The 18806-nt window shown below is 34.0% G+C and carries 18 protein-coding genes; 10 read left to right on the top strand and 8 right to left on the bottom strand.

Going from position 1 to position 18806, the window contains the following annotated elements:
- Positions 1 to 63: 63 nt before the first annotated feature.
- From AC8GF4_RS17110 to leuS, 6 genes are all read right to left on the bottom strand, one after another.
- A complete protein-coding gene (locus tag AC8GF4_RS17110; protein ID WP_506596427.1) occupies positions 64 to 750 on the bottom strand; it encodes a zinc metallopeptidase in 687 nt (228 codons plus the stop codon).
- Between the two features lie 93 nt (positions 751 to 843).
- The gene (locus AC8GF4_RS17105) at positions 844 to 1029 is read right to left on the bottom strand and encodes a hypothetical protein (protein WP_506596426.1); all 186 of its coding nucleotides are present in this window, start codon (positions 1027 to 1029) and stop codon (positions 844 to 846) included.
- 125 nt (positions 1030 to 1154) lie between these two features.
- On the bottom strand, positions 1155 to 1751 hold the full coding sequence (locus tag AC8GF4_RS17100; RefSeq protein WP_506596424.1) for a hypothetical protein: 597 nt from the start codon (positions 1749 to 1751) through the stop codon (positions 1155 to 1157).
- A complete protein-coding gene (locus AC8GF4_RS17095) occupies positions 1741 to 2211 on the bottom strand; it encodes an RNA polymerase sigma factor (protein ID WP_506596422.1) in 471 nt (156 codons plus the stop codon). The genes AC8GF4_RS17100 and AC8GF4_RS17095 overlap by 11 nt, the downstream gene beginning before the upstream one ends.
- Before the next feature lie 2 nt (positions 2212 to 2213).
- On the bottom strand, positions 2214 to 3062 hold the full coding sequence (locus AC8GF4_RS17090) for an alpha/beta fold hydrolase (RefSeq protein WP_506596421.1): 849 nt from the start codon (positions 3060 to 3062) through the stop codon (positions 2214 to 2216).
- A 248-nt stretch (positions 3063 to 3310) separates the two neighbouring features.
- Positions 3311 to 6196, bottom strand: coding sequence for a leucine--tRNA ligase (leuS, locus tag AC8GF4_RS17085; RefSeq protein WP_506596419.1), 2886 nt, complete (start codon positions 6194 to 6196; stop codon positions 3311 to 3313).
- A gap of 428 nt (positions 6197 to 6624) precedes the next feature.
- On the opposite strand from leuS, the gene AC8GF4_RS17080 reads away from it, so the two are divergent.
- The 6 genes from AC8GF4_RS17080 (at position 6625) to AC8GF4_RS17055 (ending at position 9908) form a co-directional block, all read left to right on the top strand.
- Positions 6625 to 7500 carry a cell division protein FtsX gene (locus AC8GF4_RS17080; RefSeq protein ID WP_506596417.1) on the top strand — a complete coding sequence of 292 codons (876 nt, stop codon included), beginning with the start codon at positions 6625 to 6627 and terminating at the stop codon, positions 7498 to 7500.
- An 84-nt stretch (positions 7501 to 7584) separates the two neighbouring features.
- Entirely contained in the window at positions 7585 to 7830 is a 246-nt protein-coding gene (locus tag AC8GF4_RS17075) for a DUF3098 domain-containing protein (protein ID WP_506596415.1), read from the top strand.
- A gap of 94 nt (positions 7831 to 7924) precedes the next feature.
- Positions 7925 to 8734, top strand: coding sequence for an undecaprenyl-diphosphate phosphatase (locus tag AC8GF4_RS17070; protein WP_506596413.1), 810 nt, complete (start codon positions 7925 to 7927; stop codon positions 8732 to 8734).
- 7 nt (positions 8735 to 8741) lie between these two features.
- The gene (gene truB, locus AC8GF4_RS17065; RefSeq protein ID WP_506596411.1) at positions 8742 to 9437 is read left to right on the top strand and encodes a tRNA pseudouridine(55) synthase TruB; all 696 of its coding nucleotides are present in this window, start codon (positions 8742 to 8744) and stop codon (positions 9435 to 9437) included.
- A 67-nt stretch (positions 9438 to 9504) separates the two neighbouring features.
- Positions 9505 to 9669, top strand: coding sequence for a hypothetical protein (locus AC8GF4_RS17060; RefSeq protein ID WP_506596409.1), 165 nt, complete (start codon positions 9505 to 9507; stop codon positions 9667 to 9669).
- Positions 9645 to 9908, top strand: coding sequence for a hypothetical protein (locus AC8GF4_RS17055; RefSeq protein WP_506596407.1), 264 nt, complete (start codon positions 9645 to 9647; stop codon positions 9906 to 9908). Before AC8GF4_RS17060 ends, AC8GF4_RS17055 begins: the two co-directional genes overlap by 25 nt.
- 441 nt (positions 9909 to 10349) lie before the next feature.
- Here AC8GF4_RS17055 and AC8GF4_RS17050 read toward each other — a convergent pair whose 3' ends face one another.
- Positions 10350 to 10967, bottom strand: a complete 618-nt coding sequence (locus tag AC8GF4_RS17050) for a thioredoxin family protein (RefSeq protein WP_506596405.1) — start codon at positions 10965 to 10967, stop codon at positions 10350 to 10352.
- A gap of 94 nt (positions 10968 to 11061) precedes the next feature.
- Here AC8GF4_RS17050 and AC8GF4_RS17045 point away from each other — a divergent pair, with 94 nt between their 5' ends.
- The 4 genes from AC8GF4_RS17045 to AC8GF4_RS17030 all read left to right on the top strand — a co-directional run bounded on the left by AC8GF4_RS17045 (position 11062) and on the right by AC8GF4_RS17030 (position 16150).
- Positions 11062 to 11847, top strand: coding sequence for a patatin-like phospholipase family protein (locus tag AC8GF4_RS17045; RefSeq protein WP_506596403.1), 786 nt, complete (start codon positions 11062 to 11064; stop codon positions 11845 to 11847).
- Positions 11848 to 11975: 128 nt separating this feature from the next.
- On the top strand, positions 11976 to 12683 hold the full coding sequence (gene pyrH / locus AC8GF4_RS17040) for a UMP kinase (RefSeq protein ID WP_506596401.1): 708 nt from the start codon (positions 11976 to 11978) through the stop codon (positions 12681 to 12683).
- A 124-nt stretch (positions 12684 to 12807) separates the two neighbouring features.
- On the top strand, positions 12808 to 13371 hold the full coding sequence (gene frr / locus AC8GF4_RS17035; protein ID WP_506596399.1) for a ribosome recycling factor: 564 nt from the start codon (positions 12808 to 12810) through the stop codon (positions 13369 to 13371).
- A gap of 280 nt (positions 13372 to 13651) precedes the next feature.
- Positions 13652 to 16150 (top strand): DUF5686 family protein, encoded by a 2499-nt coding sequence (locus tag AC8GF4_RS17030; RefSeq protein WP_506596397.1) that lies wholly within the window; start codon positions 13652 to 13654, stop codon positions 16148 to 16150.
- A 50-nt stretch (positions 16151 to 16200) separates the two neighbouring features.
- Here the strand turns inward: AC8GF4_RS17030 and AC8GF4_RS17025 are convergent, their stop codons facing one another.
- On the bottom strand, positions 16201 to 18471 hold the full coding sequence (locus AC8GF4_RS17025) for a cation:proton antiporter (RefSeq protein WP_506596396.1): 2271 nt from the start codon (positions 18469 to 18471) through the stop codon (positions 16201 to 16203).
- Positions 18472 to 18806 lie beyond the last annotated feature (335 nt).

The following is an 18806-nucleotide window of genomic DNA, read 5'->3' as shown; positions in this document are numbered from 1 at the left end:
TAAAAATTCCAAATCCCAATTTCACGATTGGAATTTGGAATTTTTTATTTAATACCTTTTTCGCTAGTTTCTTCTACCTCCCATATAGATAGAAACGTAATACAATAAAGTCGCTATAGATCCTAGAGCAGCAACCACGTAAGTTCTAGCAGCCCATTTTAAAGAATCTTTTGCACCTGCCTGTTCTTGCTGTGTGAGCATATTTTTATTCTCCAACCAAGCCAAAGCTCTTTTACTCGCATCATATTCTACTGGCAAGGTTACAATCGAAAATAAAGTCGTTGCAGCAAAAATGACAATTCCGATCAATAGCAATTGCGGAAAAGTACGCAACATTAAGATTCCTGCCAACAAAATCCATTGCATATAAGACGAAGCTACATTTACAATTGGCACCAATTGAGAACGCATTGTCAGCCATTGATAGCCTACAGCATGTTGTACCGCATGCCCGCATTCGTGCGCTGCAACAGCAGCCGCAGCCGCATTGCGTTGATTGTAAACTGCCTCACTCAAATTGACTGTTTTGTCCACAGGATTGTAATGGTCCGTCAACTGACCTGGTGTAGAAATTACTCGCACATCACGAATTCCGTTATCTGCGAGCATTTTCTCGGCGATTTCGGCACCCGACATGCCGTTTTGCAAATGCAATTTCGAATAAAATTCAAATTTACTTTTTAGTGTAGAACTCACTAACCAACTTGCCAGCATTATCGCGCCCGCAAGAATTAAATAACTCATCCCCATATTTTTGTTTTTTTAATTGAAAGTTTAAAATCTATATATCAAACATCAAATTCTGAACCAAATTATAATTGTGTCATTTTGGCATTTAAAAGATTATTTGCAGATCGTAATAAAGGCTATCAGTTCTGTAGCTTCATAATATGTAAAAGATACATTTATAATCTCATATCCTTCAGCGGATTTAGCATTCAAGAAAACTTCTACCTCTCTTGACAATTCATCTTTCATACTGGAAAATCCGGCTGTTTTTTTCAAAATGTGAACTTCGTGCTTTTTCATTTTTATGTTTTTTATATTGGTTATAAAAAAATGAAAAATGTTACACAAAAAAATCCCAAACTCCAATCACAAAATTGAAATTTGGAATTATTATATTTGGCAGACACTACTACGAAGATCCTCTGCTATTCATTGGCATCGAGTTGTTTGTTTACCGCTTCAAATTTAGCTATCAAACCGTTGATTCTATCTTGCTCTTTTTTAATTTCTTTTGGTCTTAAGTAAAACCAAGTAAATCCTACCCATCCCAACATTATAGCATAAGTAATAATTCCCCAAAATAGGGTCATTCGATTTGTGTATTCAAACATATACAAACACAAGCCTGAGCCAAGCAGTATAAAATACAAACTCAACATCGTGGATTGCAAAAACTGAAGCTTTGCTTTTATGGAAATTAATTTTTGCAAGTAATCACTATTGCTCTGCGTACCATCAATAGTTTTATAAAACGTCCCTAATTTATTGTAGACAAATAAATAAACCATCATTGCAAAAATGACTAAAACAATCCCAATTTTGGTTGAAATAAACGCTGGCTGATACGTATACCAGACAAAAACAATGAAGACACTTGTTGCAATAAGCAACACATTTGTTATAATTAATTTTCTAAGACTTGCTCTTTTAAACTGTTTGAGTTTAGTAAGTAATTCTTCAATATTTGGCGGATTTACAGCTTGTTGTTTCCATAAATCTTTAAAGTCTATATTATTGCCCATTTTCTTTAAACTTTTGAGTTAATTTTTCTTTTATTCTATGAATTTTCACTCTTGTATTGGCTTCTGACAGTCCAACAATACTGGCAATTTCTGCTTGTTTTACATCTTCTAGTTCGAGTGAAATAATAATACGGTCGGTTTCTGGCAATTCGGCAATGCATTTGTACAAAAATTGAATCTGAGGCTCTACCGAATAGTGCTTTTCTTCTGCAATATGTATGGGAAGATCGGACTTTGGAAATCGCTTTTCTTTATCAATTTGCCTCAAACAATTGTTGGATGCAATTCGGAAAATCCAAGTTCCGATAGCAGATTCGTTTCTAAATGTGTGTAGTTTTTGCCAAACAATTATAAATGTCTCTTGCGCTATATCCTGCGCAATGTCATAATCATTAACGTAACCCATGCACAATCGAAAAACCTTATGCCAATATGACTTGTATAGTTGTTCAAACTCCATTATTACGATTTTATAAAATTGTTTAGTTGTGCCAAATACCATGCTGCATCATCATACATAATAAAGTGCAATCCTTTGTTTGAATATTGAAAACTAGCTGTTTTTAAGTTTTTGAATTGTGCTTCAACTGGCACTTTATAATTGGAGAAACCAAATTCCAACAACACCAATGAAGGACATTTTATTGCCACAATTTTGTCTCTCAAATCGGTATTTGAAAAATCACAATACATTTCACCAAATGTTTTTCGGTCTGATTTCATACTCCAACTAATTGCTTCTTCTTGTTTTGAGACATCTGCCAAAAGCATCGCCATATTTCTTTTTTGCATTTGAAGAAATTCATCTTCAGACATGGCCGTCATTTGATTGACCATTGAAGAGCAATCATTATTATCTAGTGATTTAAAAGATGGATCTCTCAAAGCTGCCAAACAAGGAAGCGCATCTACAACCACAATCTTACTGATTAATTCCGGATAATCGGATGCAATAGCGAGCGCTAGTCCGCCACCCATACTATGACCTATTATAATTGGCTTTTCGATTTTGTTGGCTATTATATAATTGACAATTTCAGTTTCCCAATTTTTAAAAGAAGCATTCGGCTGGGGTTTCACTCCTGCAAAACCAGCCATAGTAAAAGTATAACAAGTAAATTCTTTTTCAAAATTAGATCTTGTTTCATTCCAAACATCTCCAGAACTGGCAAATCCAGGCAGAAAAATTATAGCTTGTTTTCCCTTTCCTGTTTTGGCTACTTCAAACGGATACAATTTTGTTTGCCCAAATACATTTAAACATAATGCTGAAAATAATAGCGTGATAACTAAGAAGATATACTTTTTCATTTTTAATAGTTTTAAGTTAATAATTAATCGGATCCGTCCTTTGGATACGGCAATTATTAAAATGTTACAAAAAAAATTAAAATTAAATGGCAATAGCAATTTCAATGGCAATGACAATTAGAAATACCAATAAAAAAATCCAAACTCCAATTAACAGATTGTCATTGGAATTTGGATTTTTTAAAACTTATTTTTCATTAATTCAATTTCTAATTGCTATTGTCATTGCCATTGAAATTGACTCTTTTTTACCCCACCAAATTAATAATTTTCCCTGGAACAATGATCACCTTGTTTGGCGTTTTTCCTTCCAGCTGTTTGATGGTTCTTTCGTCTTTCATAACGATTTCCTCGATTTCTTCTTTGGTTAAATCCAAAGGTAAAACCATAGTAAAGCGCATTTTTCCGTTGAATGAAACTGGATATTCCTTTTCACTTTCTACCAAATACTTTGGTTCAAAAATAGGAAAAGGAACCGTTGCAATAGAAGCTGTATTGCCTAACAACGACCACAATTCCTCAGCAATATGCGGCGCGTAAGGCGAAATCACAATCGCCAATGGTTCCAAAATGGCACGAGAATGACAATTTTGCGTTGACAATTCATTCACGCAAATCATAAATTGTGAAACCGAAGTATTGAAAGAGAAACTCTCGATATCTTCCGCCACTTTCTTGATGGTTTTGTGTAATGATTTAAGGTTATCTGCTGTTGGCGGATTATCCGTAACAATCATTGTATGTTCATCAAAATACAAACGACACAGTTTTTTCAAGAACCCAAATACTCCCGAAATTCCTGCCGTGTTCCAAGGTTTGGCTTGCTCCAATGGACCTAAGAACATTTCATACAAACGCAACGTATCGGCTCCGTATTCAGTACAAATATCATCCGGAGTAACGACATTATATTTGGATTTCGACATTTTTTCGATTTCGCGACCAACGATGTATTTTCCGTTGTCTTCGCATATGAATTCAGCATCTTTATAATCTTCTCTAAACTGCTTGAACTTTTCAATATCCAATTCTTCCGAAGCATTTACAAATGAAACATCAGTATGAATAGGTTGCACATTTTGTCCGTTTATTTTATTTTTAGAAACAAAAGTATTTGTCCCTTCCAATCGGTAAACAAACGCACTCATTCCCAAAATCATTCCTTGATTGATCAATTTTTTGAATGGCTCTTCGGTTGGTGCAAAACCTTTGTCTTTTAAGAATTTGTTCCAAAAACGGGAATACAATAAGTGACCTGTAGCGTGTTCGCTTCCGCCGATGTATAAATCCACACTTTCCCAATATTTCAATGCTTCCTTGCCGGCAAATTCGTTCTCGTTGTGCGCATCCATATAACGCATCCAATACCAAGAACTTCCTGCCCAACCTGGCATCGTGTTCAATTCTAATGGGAAAATAGTCGTATTGTCAACCAAATTTGTGTCAACCACCTTATTATTCGCACTGTCCCAAGCCCAAACCGAAGCATTTCCTAATGGAGGCAATCCGTCTTCGGTTGGTAAATACTTTTCCACTTCCGGCAAAATGATTGGCAAAAATTTTGCATCGATCATTTGCGGTAAGCCGTTCACATAATACACCGGGAAAGGCTCTCCCCAATAACGCTGACGGGAGAAAACCGCATCACGCAAACGGTAATTGATTTTCCCTTTTCCTTGTCCAAATTCTTCGAGTGCTGAAATTATTTTCTTGGTTGCTTCTTTGTAATTCAATCCGTTTAGAAAATCCGAATTGGCAATTTCTACATTGTCTTTTGAACCGTAAGCTTCTTTGGAAATATCAACATTCACAAAAATGTTTTTAATTTCTTGCATTCCGCTTTGACCTTTGAAGAAATTCGCAAAAGCATAATCTCTTTCGTCACCACAAGGAACCGCCATCACAGCACCTGTGCCGTAACCCGCCAAAACATAATCGCCAATCCAAACTGGAATCGGTTCTTTGGTAAACGGATGCTCAGCATACGCTCCTGTGAACACACCAGAAATGGTTTTCACATCGGCCATACGCTCTCTTTCGGAACGCTTGGCTGTTTTTTCTATATAAGCCTCAACAGCTACTTTTTGTTCAGCAGTTGTGATTTGAGCCACCAATTCGTGTTCGGGTGCCAAAGTCATAAACGTTACTCCGAAGATGGTATCAGGTCTAGTAGTAAATACATCGATAGATAGTTGTTCACTTCTAACTTCTAACTTCTGACTCCTAACTTTAAAAGAAACCATCGCCCCTACCGATTTTCCAATCCAGTTTCTTTGGCTTTCCTTAATGCTTTCACTCCAATCAATATCATTCAAACCTTGCAGCAAACGTTCCGCATAAGCTGAAATTCGCATGCTCCATTGCGTCATTTTTTTACGTACTACTGTAAAACCGCCACGCTCTGAAACGCCATTTACAATTTCGTCATTTGCCAAAACCGTTCCCAATCCCGGACACCAGTTCACTTCGGTTTCTGCCAAATACGTCAATCGGTATTGCAGCAAAATTCTCTCCTGTTGTTCTTTCGCGAAAGCGTTCCATTCATTTGCCGAAAACTCTTGAATATTATCATCACAAACTGCATTTACATTCGCATTTCCTTCAGCAGAAAAAATCGAAATCAAAGTAGCAATATCCTCAGCTTTATCCGAATCTTTATTATACCAAGAATTAAACAATTGGATAAAAATCCATTGTGTATGCTTGTAATAATCAGGATTAGACGTACGCACTTCACGATCCCAATCAAAAGAAAATCCTATTTTGTCCAATTGTTTTCTGTACCCAGCAATCACTTTTCCTTCCTTGTCCACACCACCATCAATATTTACCGAGGTAGTATCTTCTGGACGTTGCCCAGTCTGAATGGCATATTGCTCGGCTGGCAATCCAAAACTGTCGTATCCCATCGGGTGTAACACGTTAAAACCTTGGTGTCTTTTGAATCTCGAATACACATCCGATGCGATGTACCCTAGCGGATGCCCGACGTGCAAACCTGCACCAGATGGATAAGGAAACATATCCAAAACATAATGCTTTGGTTTTTCAGAATTGTTTTGTGCAGCAAAAGTCTTGTGTTCTGCCCAGTATTTCTGCCATTTGGCTTCAATTTCGTTCGGATTGTATTTCATTCCTATTTCAGTTTTTTAAAGGAGTATGCTATATCACACTCTAGTCATTCCTATTATTATATTGGCTGCAAAATTTTTAAAACAACCTCCAAACGGAGATCTATTTAATTTGCGTTTCCATTTCAAATTCATTTGGGCGTGACCCAATTAAAAAAAGGGGCCAACTTATCATACCGCTTATTTGCCCCTTTTCTTAATTGGGTCGGGCTATCCACGCTACTTCGGTAGCTTGCTACTATCCCTCACGCGCTCCAACCACCAAGATGTTTAGTGGTCAAAAACAAAAAAACCAATACTTTATTGGTGTTTCAGAAGGAATAGAAAGTTGGCAAATTTACATTTATTGTACGAAAGTTAAAACTTTGGGAGTTATTAACTTCAAATTAAAGAATATGTTTATTATTTTTACCCCGTAATTAATATATACTATGAGTTCATCATTTGATAAGTTTCAAAAACGCAGGTTAATTTCCTCTTATTTTTCAGTTGTATTGAGTGTTTTTTTGGTATTATTCCTACTGGGTATCTTGGGTTTTTTTATAATAAATTCCAAAAAACTAGCCGATGATTTCAAAGAAGAGATTGCTATGACGGTTTTCTTCAAAAAAGAAGCCAATGACACTATTCTAAAGGCCTTTGACCAAGAATTGAAGACAACCAAATTTGCAAAGTCTTTTGTTTATGTTTCCAAAGAACAAGCTGCAAAAGAGCATACTGACATTATTGGAGAAGATTTCGTTACATTTTTGGGAGAAAACCCTTTACAGAACTCTTATGACATTCATTTAAAAGCAGATTACGTAATCAAAGACAGTATTGTAAAAATCGAATCTCGTTTACGCAAAAATACAATGATTTCGGACATTGTTTATGATAAGCAATTGATCAACTTAGTCAACGACAACATCAAAAAAGTGAGTATGTGGATTTTAATTATCAGTGCTTTCTTGACCTTAATTGCTGTACTATTAATCAATAGCTCTTTACGCCTTTCTATTTATTCAAACCGTTTTATCATCAAAACAATGCAAATGGTGGGTGCAACCAAATCGTTTATCCGAAAACCATTTGTTATGCGTAGCATCAAACTCGGCATGATTGGAGCAGGACTTGCTATACTTGCTTTAATAGGAGTTTTGGTATATCTTGAAACCAGCTTTCCAGCATTAGGAATCCTTGATGACAAGTTACTTATAGGACTTGTATTAGTTGCAGTATTTGGTCTTGGAGTGTTAATTACTTGGCTAAGTACTTATTTTGCTACACAACGATTCTTGAATTTAAGAACAGACGACCTTTATTAATTTAAGATTGCAGAATGTAGATTTTAGATTGCAGAACTAAATAGCGAACGCAAAACATTCTAAGATTAAAAAAACAAAATAAAAATGAACAACGAAGAAAACAAACACGAATTCCTTTTTGAAAAAATAAATTACAAAATTCTATTAATCGGAATCGGTGTAATTGCATTAGGATTTATTCTAATGTCTGGTGGGGGAAGTGATGATCCCAACGTTTTTAACGAATCTGTATTCGATTTTCGAAGAATTCGTTTGGCTCCAACAACCGTTCTGATTGGTTTTGGAATCACTGTTTATGCCATAATGAAAAACTCTAAAAAAGAGAAATAGACAGTTAGACAACTTAGATTATTAGATAGTTAGACTTCTAAAAAAATCTAAGTTGTCTAAACTTCTAAAAAGTCTAACAATCTAACAGTCTATAATGAATACATTCCAAGCTATCCTACTTGCTATTGTTGAAGGTCTAACAGAATATCTTCCCATTTCCTCAACGGGACATATGATATTTGTTAGTTCCTATTTCGGGATTCAAAATGATGATTTCGTCAAACTTTTCCAAGTTTCCATACAATTTGGAGCTATTTTGGCAGTAGTTGCTTTATACTGGAAAAAGTTTTTTGATTTCTCAAAGTTTAATTTCTACATCAAATTAGCTTGTGCTGTTATTCCAGCTCTAGTTTTAGGAAAATTATTTGATGACAAAATAGAAGCAGTCCTTGGAGACCCAATTCCGATAGCAATTGTACTTATAATAGGTGGTATTATATTGCTTTTTGTAGACAATAGATTCCAGAACCCAACCATTATTGAAGAAGAAGAAATCACCATTAAAAAAGCAGTTGCAATTGGTTTTTGGCAATGTCTAGCAATGATGCCAGGAACAAGCCGTTCTGCTGCTTCCATAATTGGAGGCATGCAACAAGGCTTAACGCGTCAGGCTGCTGCTGAGTTCTCTTTTTTTCTTGCCGTTCCGACAATGCTGGCGGTTACCGTTTATTCTTTATTATTGAAGACTTACGAAGTTTCAAGTTTAAAAGGATACGAGCTTCTTATTCAATCCCCAGAAAACATAAAGTTATTCTTAATGGGTAATGTTATCGCTTTTATTGTAGCCATAATAGCCATCAAATTTTTTATCGGAATAATTAAACAATACGGTTTCAAACCTTGGGGATGGTATCGCATTATCGTTGGTATTTTTCTTTTAATTTACTTTTCATACATAAAATAACAACCCATTGACAACCGAAGATTTTTTAAACGGTCAAGTGCTATTAATTGACAAACCTTTGCATTTTACTTCTTTTCAAGCAGTAAATAAGCTCAAATATGCGCTAATCAACAGAGCAGGACTGCCAAAAAAATTTAAAATTGGACATGCGGGAACATTAGACCCACTCGCTTCTGGATTATTATTGGTTTGCACCGGAAAATTTACCAAAAGAATCTCAGAACTTCAAGGGCAAGCCAAAGAATATACCGGAACTTTTTTTATTGGCGCTACTACTCCATCATACGATTTGGAAACAGAAATTGACCAAGAATTTACTACATCACACATCAATGAATCACTCATTCATGAAACCGTAAAACAGTTTTTGGGCGAAATTGACCAAATACCACCTATTTTTTCTGCTATAAAAAAAGACGGCGTACGCTTGTACGAACACGCACGTGCTGGAGAAACAGTAGAAATTGCGTCTAGAAAAACCACCATTCACGAATTTGAAATCACGAGAATAGCACTTCCCGAAGTCGATTTTAGGGTAGTTTGCAGCAAAGGCACTTACATTCGTTCCCTAGCTTTTGATTTTGGAAAAGCGATGAATTCAGGTTCACACTTAACGGTTTTACGTCGAACCAAAATTGGGGATTATGATGTAAAAGATGCTATAGATGTGAATGATTTTGAAGCTACCCTAGCTTCAAAATAACAATTTAGCACCCGAAACATTTCCTCTATTACTTTTTTAGTATCTTTATGTTTATAAAACTGTTGCAATGAAAACGAAAAAAGAGAATTCAGAAAATTACGCTATCCCAGGCAAACCCATGTCTCAAAAAAAATTTGCTTCTATGATTAAAGAAGCTAAGGAGGGAGCATTTTATACTTTGGAAGAATCAAAAAAAAAATTTGAAGAATGGAGAAAGAAAATCTCAAAGTAGTTACTTCCAAATTTTTTGATTTTATAGACCTTCCTTCAATCCACGAATATGGAATGGAAACATTCGGATTAAAGCTTGCCGATTATTTTATTGCCGAAATCTACATTTGCTTAAATGAATTAGCTCTAGCTACTATCTTCATCCCGAATGCCGTCATCTCACCACTAAAACAAAGAAATACAGAAATATTATTTTGGGTTCCTATCTCATTATATACAGAATCACTCCCAAAAGAATAGAAGTTTTAAGAGCTTTTCATTGTAGCCGTTCTCCAAAAAAGATTCAGGATTCAAAAAAAATTAAAATTGGTTAATTTTTCAGATTCGCATTTGACCAAATCACATACGATTTTTTTAGATTTAAGCACAAAAAAACACATAACAGATTCACACTTGAATTTGAGATGTGTTTTTTGGTAAAATTAAAGTAGTTTTAATTCATACTTTTTTTAACTTTTCTAACTTTTGGTTAATAATGAGTAGCCGTATCATTTCCAAATAAGAAATTTGATACATAATCATACACCTTTTCAAATAATGCTTTCATAAAGAGGTTTTTTTTAAAATTGTTAAACAATATCTAAAACACACCAATAAAAAAGTAAATCAAAAATAGTAAACCTGGTTAGCGATCACTAAATTACACTTTTTTATATAAAAAACAAAAAAATATTTTTATTATTAAACACAGATACAATCTTTTACAGCATACATCAACTCTACCACTTCATTTTGAACAGACAATCCTTTATCATGCAAATACCACATTTGTAATTGCGTTTTGGCTTCTTCGTCTACAACTCCATGAGTAGCTTTGTAATTTTTAATTAGATTTAAAGCTCCTTCAGGTCTTGGTCCCCAATCATCGCAAACCTTTCCAGTTTGTTTGTCAATAATAAGTAGTTTTGGGATTGATCTTGCTCCGTTGGTCAAAAAATGATTCATTATATCCTCATTCAAATCACGAAAAATTATTTTTAAAACAATGTTTCCAGTTTCTGATGCCATTTTATTTAAAATAGGCAAAATTTGTGCTGCGTCTCCACACCAACCTTCGGCGATGACTAACCAAATGTACTCGTTTTTCAGTCCTTTCAATTTCAAACTAACTTCCTCCGAAACTTGAATTGTTTTATCCAAACGTTTCATACGAGTTTCATTCAAGGTACTATAATGCAACAAATCTTCGGATTGTTCATTCCCCGTCGACTTTCCTTCTGATAATAAATCAGATACAATTTTTCTATATTCCAAATAGGAATGACTATTAAACAATGCTTTTGCGACTGACATCTTCATAACTATATTATTTTAATGCAAAATTAGGAATCACTAACTTATAAATAGGTGATAAAAATCACTTTCGAACAAACTAAATGCATAAATTTATAAAATGTATAGCACTTCAAAATCAATAGGATTAATTTTATCAGGAGGAGGTTCAAAAGGAATCGCCCATGCTGGTGTATTAAAATTTATGGAGGAAAAAAAAATAGTTCCCAACCAAATTGCTGGTTCGAGTGCAGGCTCAGTTGTAGCCGCTCTTTATGGAAGCGGAAAATCACCCGAAGCTATTTTGGAATTCTTTAAATCAATTTATTTCTTCCATTGGAAACATTTTACTTTTTCAAAAGCAGGATTAATTGATTCTGAATCCTTCAAAGAATATTTTTATGAAATTTTCAAAGAGGCTACTTTGGGAGAACTTAAAATACCGATTTATATTACAGCAACCGAAATGATTAAAGGAAAATCTAGAATATTTGGTGCCGATACAAAAATAATTGACGCTGTTTTAGCATCATCTTCTTTTCCTGGAGTAATGTCTCCTTATGAACTCGGTAGTGAATTATTTAGTGATGGCGGGATTTTAAATCATTTTCCAACCGAAATATTAAAAGGAAAATGCGATATCATAATTGGTGTTTATGTAAGTACCATTCAAAAAATTGAAGCCAAGGATTTAACTTCTATAAAGTCTGTAACGGCTAGAGCCTTCGATCTTTTTTCGGCTAATTCTAGTATTCACAAATTTGAACATTGTGATTGGTTGATAGAACCTGAAGCGCTATCCAGTTATAACACTTTTGAAACTAGTAAAACAAAGATGGATGCCATTTTTAATATTGGATACGAATCTGCTAAAGATTCATATGAAAAACTTAATTTAAATATTTAATAAACACTATTTCAAAAAAAACAGAATATGACTATATTTGCACAAATTACAAAGTCACAGATTTGTAATTGTAATGCAATTAACTCTAGAAAGCGATCTGGAGCCCTTAATAAAACAAAAATCAAACGATGAAATACAAAAGAATTCTTCTGAAATTAAGTGGTGAAGCTTTAATGGGTGATTTACAATATGGCATAGACCCGAAAAGATTGGCCGAATATGCCGATGAAATCAAGCAAATTCATGCCAAAGGAATAGAAATCGCGATAGTAATTGGTGGAGGAAACATTTTTAGAGGTGTAGCAGGAGCTAGTGCTGGGATGGATAGAGTACAAGGAGATTATATGGGAATGCTAGCAACTGTTATAAACGGAATGGCTTTGCAAGGTGCTCTTGAAGAGAAAGGAATGAAGACCCGTTTGCAAACTGCTTTAAAAATGGAATCTATAGCAGAACCTTATATCAAAAGAAGAGCAGATCGTCATCTTGAGAAAGGAAGAATCGTAATTTTTGGTGCTGGAACTGGAAACCCCTATTTTACAACAGATACCGCTGCCGTTTTAAGAGGAATTGAAATCAATGCCGATGTAATTCTAAAAGGAACACGCGTAGATGGAGTTTATGATTGTGATCCAGAGAAAAACACTTCAGCTGTAAAATTTGATTACATTTCATTTGATGATGTATTAAAAAAAGGATTGAATGTAATGGACACAACTGCTTTTACATTAAGTCAAGAAAACAAATTGCCAATTGTAGTATTCGACATGAATAAAATAGGGAATCTATTGAAAATTTGTGAAGGACAAAATATAGGAACCGTAGTTAATATATAAAAAACTTCTTAGACTGAGAGATTTTTAGACTTCTTTGATTTGTTGATGGACAGAAAATTAGTAAATCTAGAAAATCAAAGAAATCTAAAAATCTAAGAAGTCTTAAAATCCAAAAATCTAAATTATGACAGAAGAAATTGAATTTATACTAGATAGCACCAAAGAATCAATGACAGGTTCTATCGAACATTTAGAAAAAGCATTTTTAAATATTCGTGCTGGAAAAGCATCACCAGCAATGTTGGGGAGTGTGTTTGTAGATTATTACGGATCTGCTTCACCCCTTTCTCAAGTTTCAAAAATAAGTGTGCCAGACGCAAGGACGATTACACTTCAACCTTTTGAAAAAAACATGTTACACCCTATTGAAAAAGCGATTATGGTTGCCAACATTGGGTTTAACCCGATGAATAATGGCGATATGATCATCATTAGTGTTCCGCCACTTACAGAAGACCGAAGACGCGAATTAGCCAAACAAGCCAAAGTAGAAGCCGAAGATGCTAAAATAGGTGTTAGAAATTCTAGAAAAGACGCAAATACTGATATTAAAAAATTAGAAAAAGAAGGAACTTCTGAGGATATTTGTAAAGATGCCGAAGAAGAAGTACAAAACTTAACCAATTCTTTTATTAGAAAAATAGACGAACTTCTGGTATCAAAAGAAGCGGAGATAATGAAAGTTTAGTTTTTATCTTTTAAAGTTGCTAAAATGCTAAGCATCTGAGATTCTAAGTAAAAACAAATTTTTTAGTGTTAGTGAAATAAGCGACGATTTTTTTTATGAATTATTTATCTGCTCAAATCATAGAAACTTAGTATCTTAGTTCCGATAGCCATCGGGATAGTACCTAATAAAAAAGCCAATTATTAAATCTGTCTTGTTTTTTGGAACGAGACAGATTTTTTTATTACTATTTTTGCCATTACAAAATGTAAATGAACACGTTTTGCAATAAACCGTTTTTATGAAGTACTTTTTTTTTCTGTTCTTCCTTTTTACGCTTTCGCTACAGGCACAATTTCAAGTAAACGGAATTGCAAAAGACATTACATCCCAAAAACCACTCCCTTTTGCATCCATACTATCAAATGAAGGGTCTAATACCATCTCGGATGTAGATGGAAAATTCAACCTTATATCCAAAACCAAAATAGCCTTTGTAACGGTTTCTTATATTGGTTACACAACAAAAACAATTGCAATAGTAGGCAATCAATCTTTTTTTAAAATTGAGCTTTTACAAAAAACCAATACTCTTAATGAAGTTCTTGTTACAAACTTTAATCCTGCAACAGGCATTATAAAAAAAGCCATTCAAAACAAAGCAAACAACAATCCTCAAGAAAAACTAAAAAGTTTTGAATTTAAATCTTACAACAAACTTATTGTAACTGCCAATCCAGACTCAATTCACGGCAATATTGATTCAATTTTTGTAATACGACCTTTTGAAATCTATTTAAAAAAAATAGATTCGACCAATTACAAATTCAAACAATTAATAAAAAAACAACATCTATTTCAGACCGAAAAAGTATCTCAATACCAATTTGACGGCAAAAGATTAAAAGAAACCATTTTGGGGACTAGAATGGCTGGATTTAAACAGCCCGTTTACGAAGTCTTGTCCTTCAATCTTCAATCTTTTTCAATTTACGACTCCAAGTATGAACTTTTTGAAACCAAGTACAACAGCCCAATAGCAAGAGATGCCTTAAAAGAATACAATTTCAAAATTTTGGATACCGTTGCAATAAATGGTCGAAATACCTATATGATTTATTTCAAAAACAAAGAGAAAGAAAAATCGGCTGGTTTGGAAGGGGTACTTTACATTGATGAAATGAATTATGCTGTTGCAAAAGCGATAATGCGTATAAAAGGCATACTTGACATAAGTGGTATTCATGAATTTCAATACATTCCAGAAGAAAATTTATGGTTTCCTACTCAAAAGAAATTCAAAATTGTAAAAGGAACAAATGATGATGACATAAAGATTTTGGGAGGAACAATTCAATTTGACGGGGACATAAAAGAAAACTTAGAACCCAGAAAAAGAGAGGAATCCGATTATGTTTACCTACTTTCTCAAACTACCAATTTTGACATTCAACACAATAAATCCGTCAAAATTAAAAAGCCAATTGTACAAGTCGAAATTAAAGAAGATGCCATAAATAGACCCGAAAGTTTTTGGTTTGAATATAGAAAAGATAGTTTGGACACCCGAAGTCAAAAAACTTATTTATCATTGGACAGTATTTCGATAAAAAAAAGAATTGAAAACCGACTGAATTTTGCACGAAAAATTTTAACCGGCTACCTTCCTTTTAAATTTTGGGATTTCGATTTGCGTAAAATTCTAACTTACAACAACTATGAAGGACTTCGTTTGGGACTTGGTGGCGTAACAAATGATTATTTTTCTAAAAAATACAGGATTGAAGGTTACTCCGCTTATGGACTTCGAGATTATGAATTTAAATACAACATAGGAATTGGAGCAAGAGTCCATAAATTCTCTAATACTTGGATTGGAATTAGCTATACAGATGATCTTCGGGAGAATGCAAGTATTGATTATGCTATCGAAAAAAAAACGTTCAAAATTTATGATCCACGATCCATAAATTTTAACACTTTTTATCGCTATGAACATTGGCGAGTAGCATTGGAATCAAAAATAATCCCCAAAATGGAAAGTGTTTTGGTGCTAGCTAATTCATTTGTAACACCTCTATTTAATTACAGTTACAACTCGAATGGCACTTTATACAATACTTATACGCTAACAACGGCAACCGTATCCTTAAAATGGAGTCCGAACAGTGATTATATGCAAACCCCAACAGGAAGATTGGAAATCGAAAAAAGGTTTCCAAAATTTACATTTCAATTGACGCAATCCATTCCCAATACTTTAAACAATGATTTTAATTTTACCAAAATAGACCTTAAAGCAGATTACCAAATTAAGTACTTAAATGGGCAAAAAACATTTTTATTGCTTGAAGTAGGACGTGCTTTTGGCGATGTTCCACTTCCACAATTATATGGTAACTCTCCCAATAATTTGAACAAAGAAACGATTATAAAACGAATAACATTTGCTGGTAAAAATAGTTTTGAAACCATGTACTTTAATGAGTTTTTCTCTAGTGAATACATGTCATTTCAATTCAAACATGCTTTTAATAGAATTTTTATTTTCAAAAAAGTAAAACCTGCATTCGATTTTGTAACGCGAATGGCTTGGGGAAATATGAAAAATCCAGAAAATCATATTGGATTGGACTATAAAACCTTAAACAAAGGTTACTTTGAATCCGGAATCGAACTTAACAAAATCTTCAACGGATTGGGACTTGGTGGTTATTATCGTTATGGACCAAACCATTTAAGCAACTTCAAAGACAACATCGCTTTAAAATTGACATTTATTCTTGATTTGGGAATTTAAAAAAGGTTCTATAGATTTAATCTTAAATTTATAGAACCTTTAAGTAACACTTAAGGCTTTATAATCAAAACCGAAGGCGTATTGTTGAGCCAAGTACTGTGAGAATCTATCAATTTTTTCCAACTATCTAGACTAATAATCATTAAATTTTGTTGTGCTAAAAATTCTTTTTTAATAGTTCTTTCCTGCATCAACATGATGTGATTGGGCGCTATTTGCTCGATCGAACGAACTTTTTCTTGTATTTCCCTACTATTTCTTACTTGCCCTGCAGCGTCCAAAACGGTTATTTGAGAACCATTATTGTGTATTAATTTTTGAGCAAATTCAATCAGAAAACCATCTTCTTTACTGAAAATCGGCATAAAAACGGTGTTAATTTCTTCCAACTCTTTATCCACAAGAATTCCAACTGGCATTTTGCTATTGGCTATAATCTGTCGGGTTCTTTCATCAAAAGGTGAATTTTCGAATAAGCCTTCTTTACCGGTAATCTTATCAATTAAACGATCCGGGTTAATAATTCGGGTTGTAAAACCAAGTACTTTCCCTAATAATGTTCCTTCAAAAATAGATTGTCCCAACCCTACCAATAAAAAATCATATTGACCATGATTTGCCGTTTCGGTTATTTCGGAATCAATATCATTTGAAACTTTAAAAAGAGTCACTATTTTTTGATTTAGATGCTCTGATTCAGAAAGAACAGGAAGAAATGTTTCCCTTTCATAATCCTTAACATCAAAAGAATGCAATTCGGAACTTAATGTTAGGTGCATAGCCGTTACAATCGTGTTTCCGCTTTGTTTCTTAACCAAACTGTTGGCTACTTTTAGCAACGTTTTTCCTTTGTCTGGAGTGGCAAACGAAATCAGGATTTTGTATTTGCTTCTATTACTAATTTCTTCGGGTATAATAGTAGGTTTGTCTCTAAAAACATAGTTTATTAAATCCAAAGCAGGACCGGTCATAAAAGTAGTAACCAAAGCCATTATTACCATCATAGTGAAAATTTGGGTAGACAAAACACCTAAATCATAACCAATATTAAGAACGACCAATTCCATCAAACCTCTTGTATTCATTAAAGCTCCAATAGAAAGACTGTCTTTCCAATTATGCCCCACTACTTTTGCCGCTAAGGCACTTCCAAAAAATTTACCAACTACAGCAACCAAAATAATTAGACCCGTAATTTTCCATAAATACGGATCATCAATCAACCCAATCTGGGTTCTTAAACCTGTGAAAACAAAGAATAACGGTAACAAAACAATTACCGAAACATCTTCTACCTTTTCGATAAAAATATTTCTAAACTTATTGTTTTCTGGCATAATTGCTCCAGCCATAAAAGCCCCGAAAAGAGCATGAATCCCAATAAGCTCCGTTACATAAGAAGACAACAATAAAGTTAAAAAGAAAATAGCCACGACAGGTTTGTTGAGACTTTCTCTTGTACTATTCAAATCGCCTACTTTTTTTAGAAAAGGGCGAACCACTTTCAACATCACTATCACATAAAACACGGCCAGTGCCATAACATAAAGCGAACTCGTAAACGAACCTGCTTTTACAATAGCAATTACAGCTGCCAAAATACACCAAGCTGTAACATCATCCGCTGCTGCGCAAGTAATCACAATGGATCCTAATTTGGTTTTATGAATCCCGCGTTCCTGCACAATCCTTGCCAAAACAGGAAACGCAGTAATACTCATAGCAATCCCTAAAAACAATCCAAAAGAAGCAAATTCAACACCAGATGGCGCAAAAGAATGATACATAAAATAAGCCAATCCAATACCGAGCGCAAACGGAATTATAATACTGGCATGACTAATCACAACGGCATCGTGTGCTTTGTTTTTCAATGCTTTCAAATCGAGTTCCATTCCAATAACAAACATGAAAAAGATCAAACCAATTTGACTTAAAAACTGTAAGTTCCCCAACGAATCTTTTGGAAACAACAGCGCAGAATATTCTGGAAAATACATTCCGATCAAAGAAGGGCCTAGAACAATTCCTGCAATAATTTCACCAATTACGGATGGTTGTCCGATTTTACGACAAATCCATCCAAAAAAACGCGCAACCAAAATTATCGTTATGATTTGTACCAATAAAATAGCCAAAGGATTTTGCAAATTGTGACCCATCGAAGCTATAAAATCCTCCCAATGTCCTTTACCGGTTTGCTTAGAAACTATATTTTGACCAATTTCAAGCATTTTCCCTTTTAGAATAATCCAATAGATCAAAAACGAGAATCCACCTATAATGATTAAATAGAAAAAAGAATTTTTAACATTCTTCATACGACACTCTTTTAAATTAATTTTAATACAATGCAAATATGAGAACCCATTTGTAAAGTATAAAACGAATTGGAATCTAATTTCAAGTCAATGTAACAAGAGTGCAAAACTTTGTAATAAGGTCACAGTTTTCGGTTTTCAGCATTTTTACTATAGCCCGCGGTTTCAATCGTGGGTAACATATTGCAAGCGCTATTTAGACATTTCGTTCCCTCTAAATTGTCTCCAACGGTTAAAACCGTTTACTATAGTATAATCAAAAATGAAGACTATATAGACTAGCTAATTAATAATCGTTTTAATCAATGTTCAAATTTGTGTATAAATCATGAGAT

It is taken from the genome of Flavobacterium rarum (SeqCode), assembly GCF_965234445.1.
Lineage (GTDB): Bacteria > Bacteroidota > Bacteroidia > Flavobacteriales > Flavobacteriaceae > Flavobacterium > Flavobacterium rarum.
Note: the sequence above shows the minus strand (reverse complement) of the source record. Positions and strands in the feature narration are given on the sequence as shown.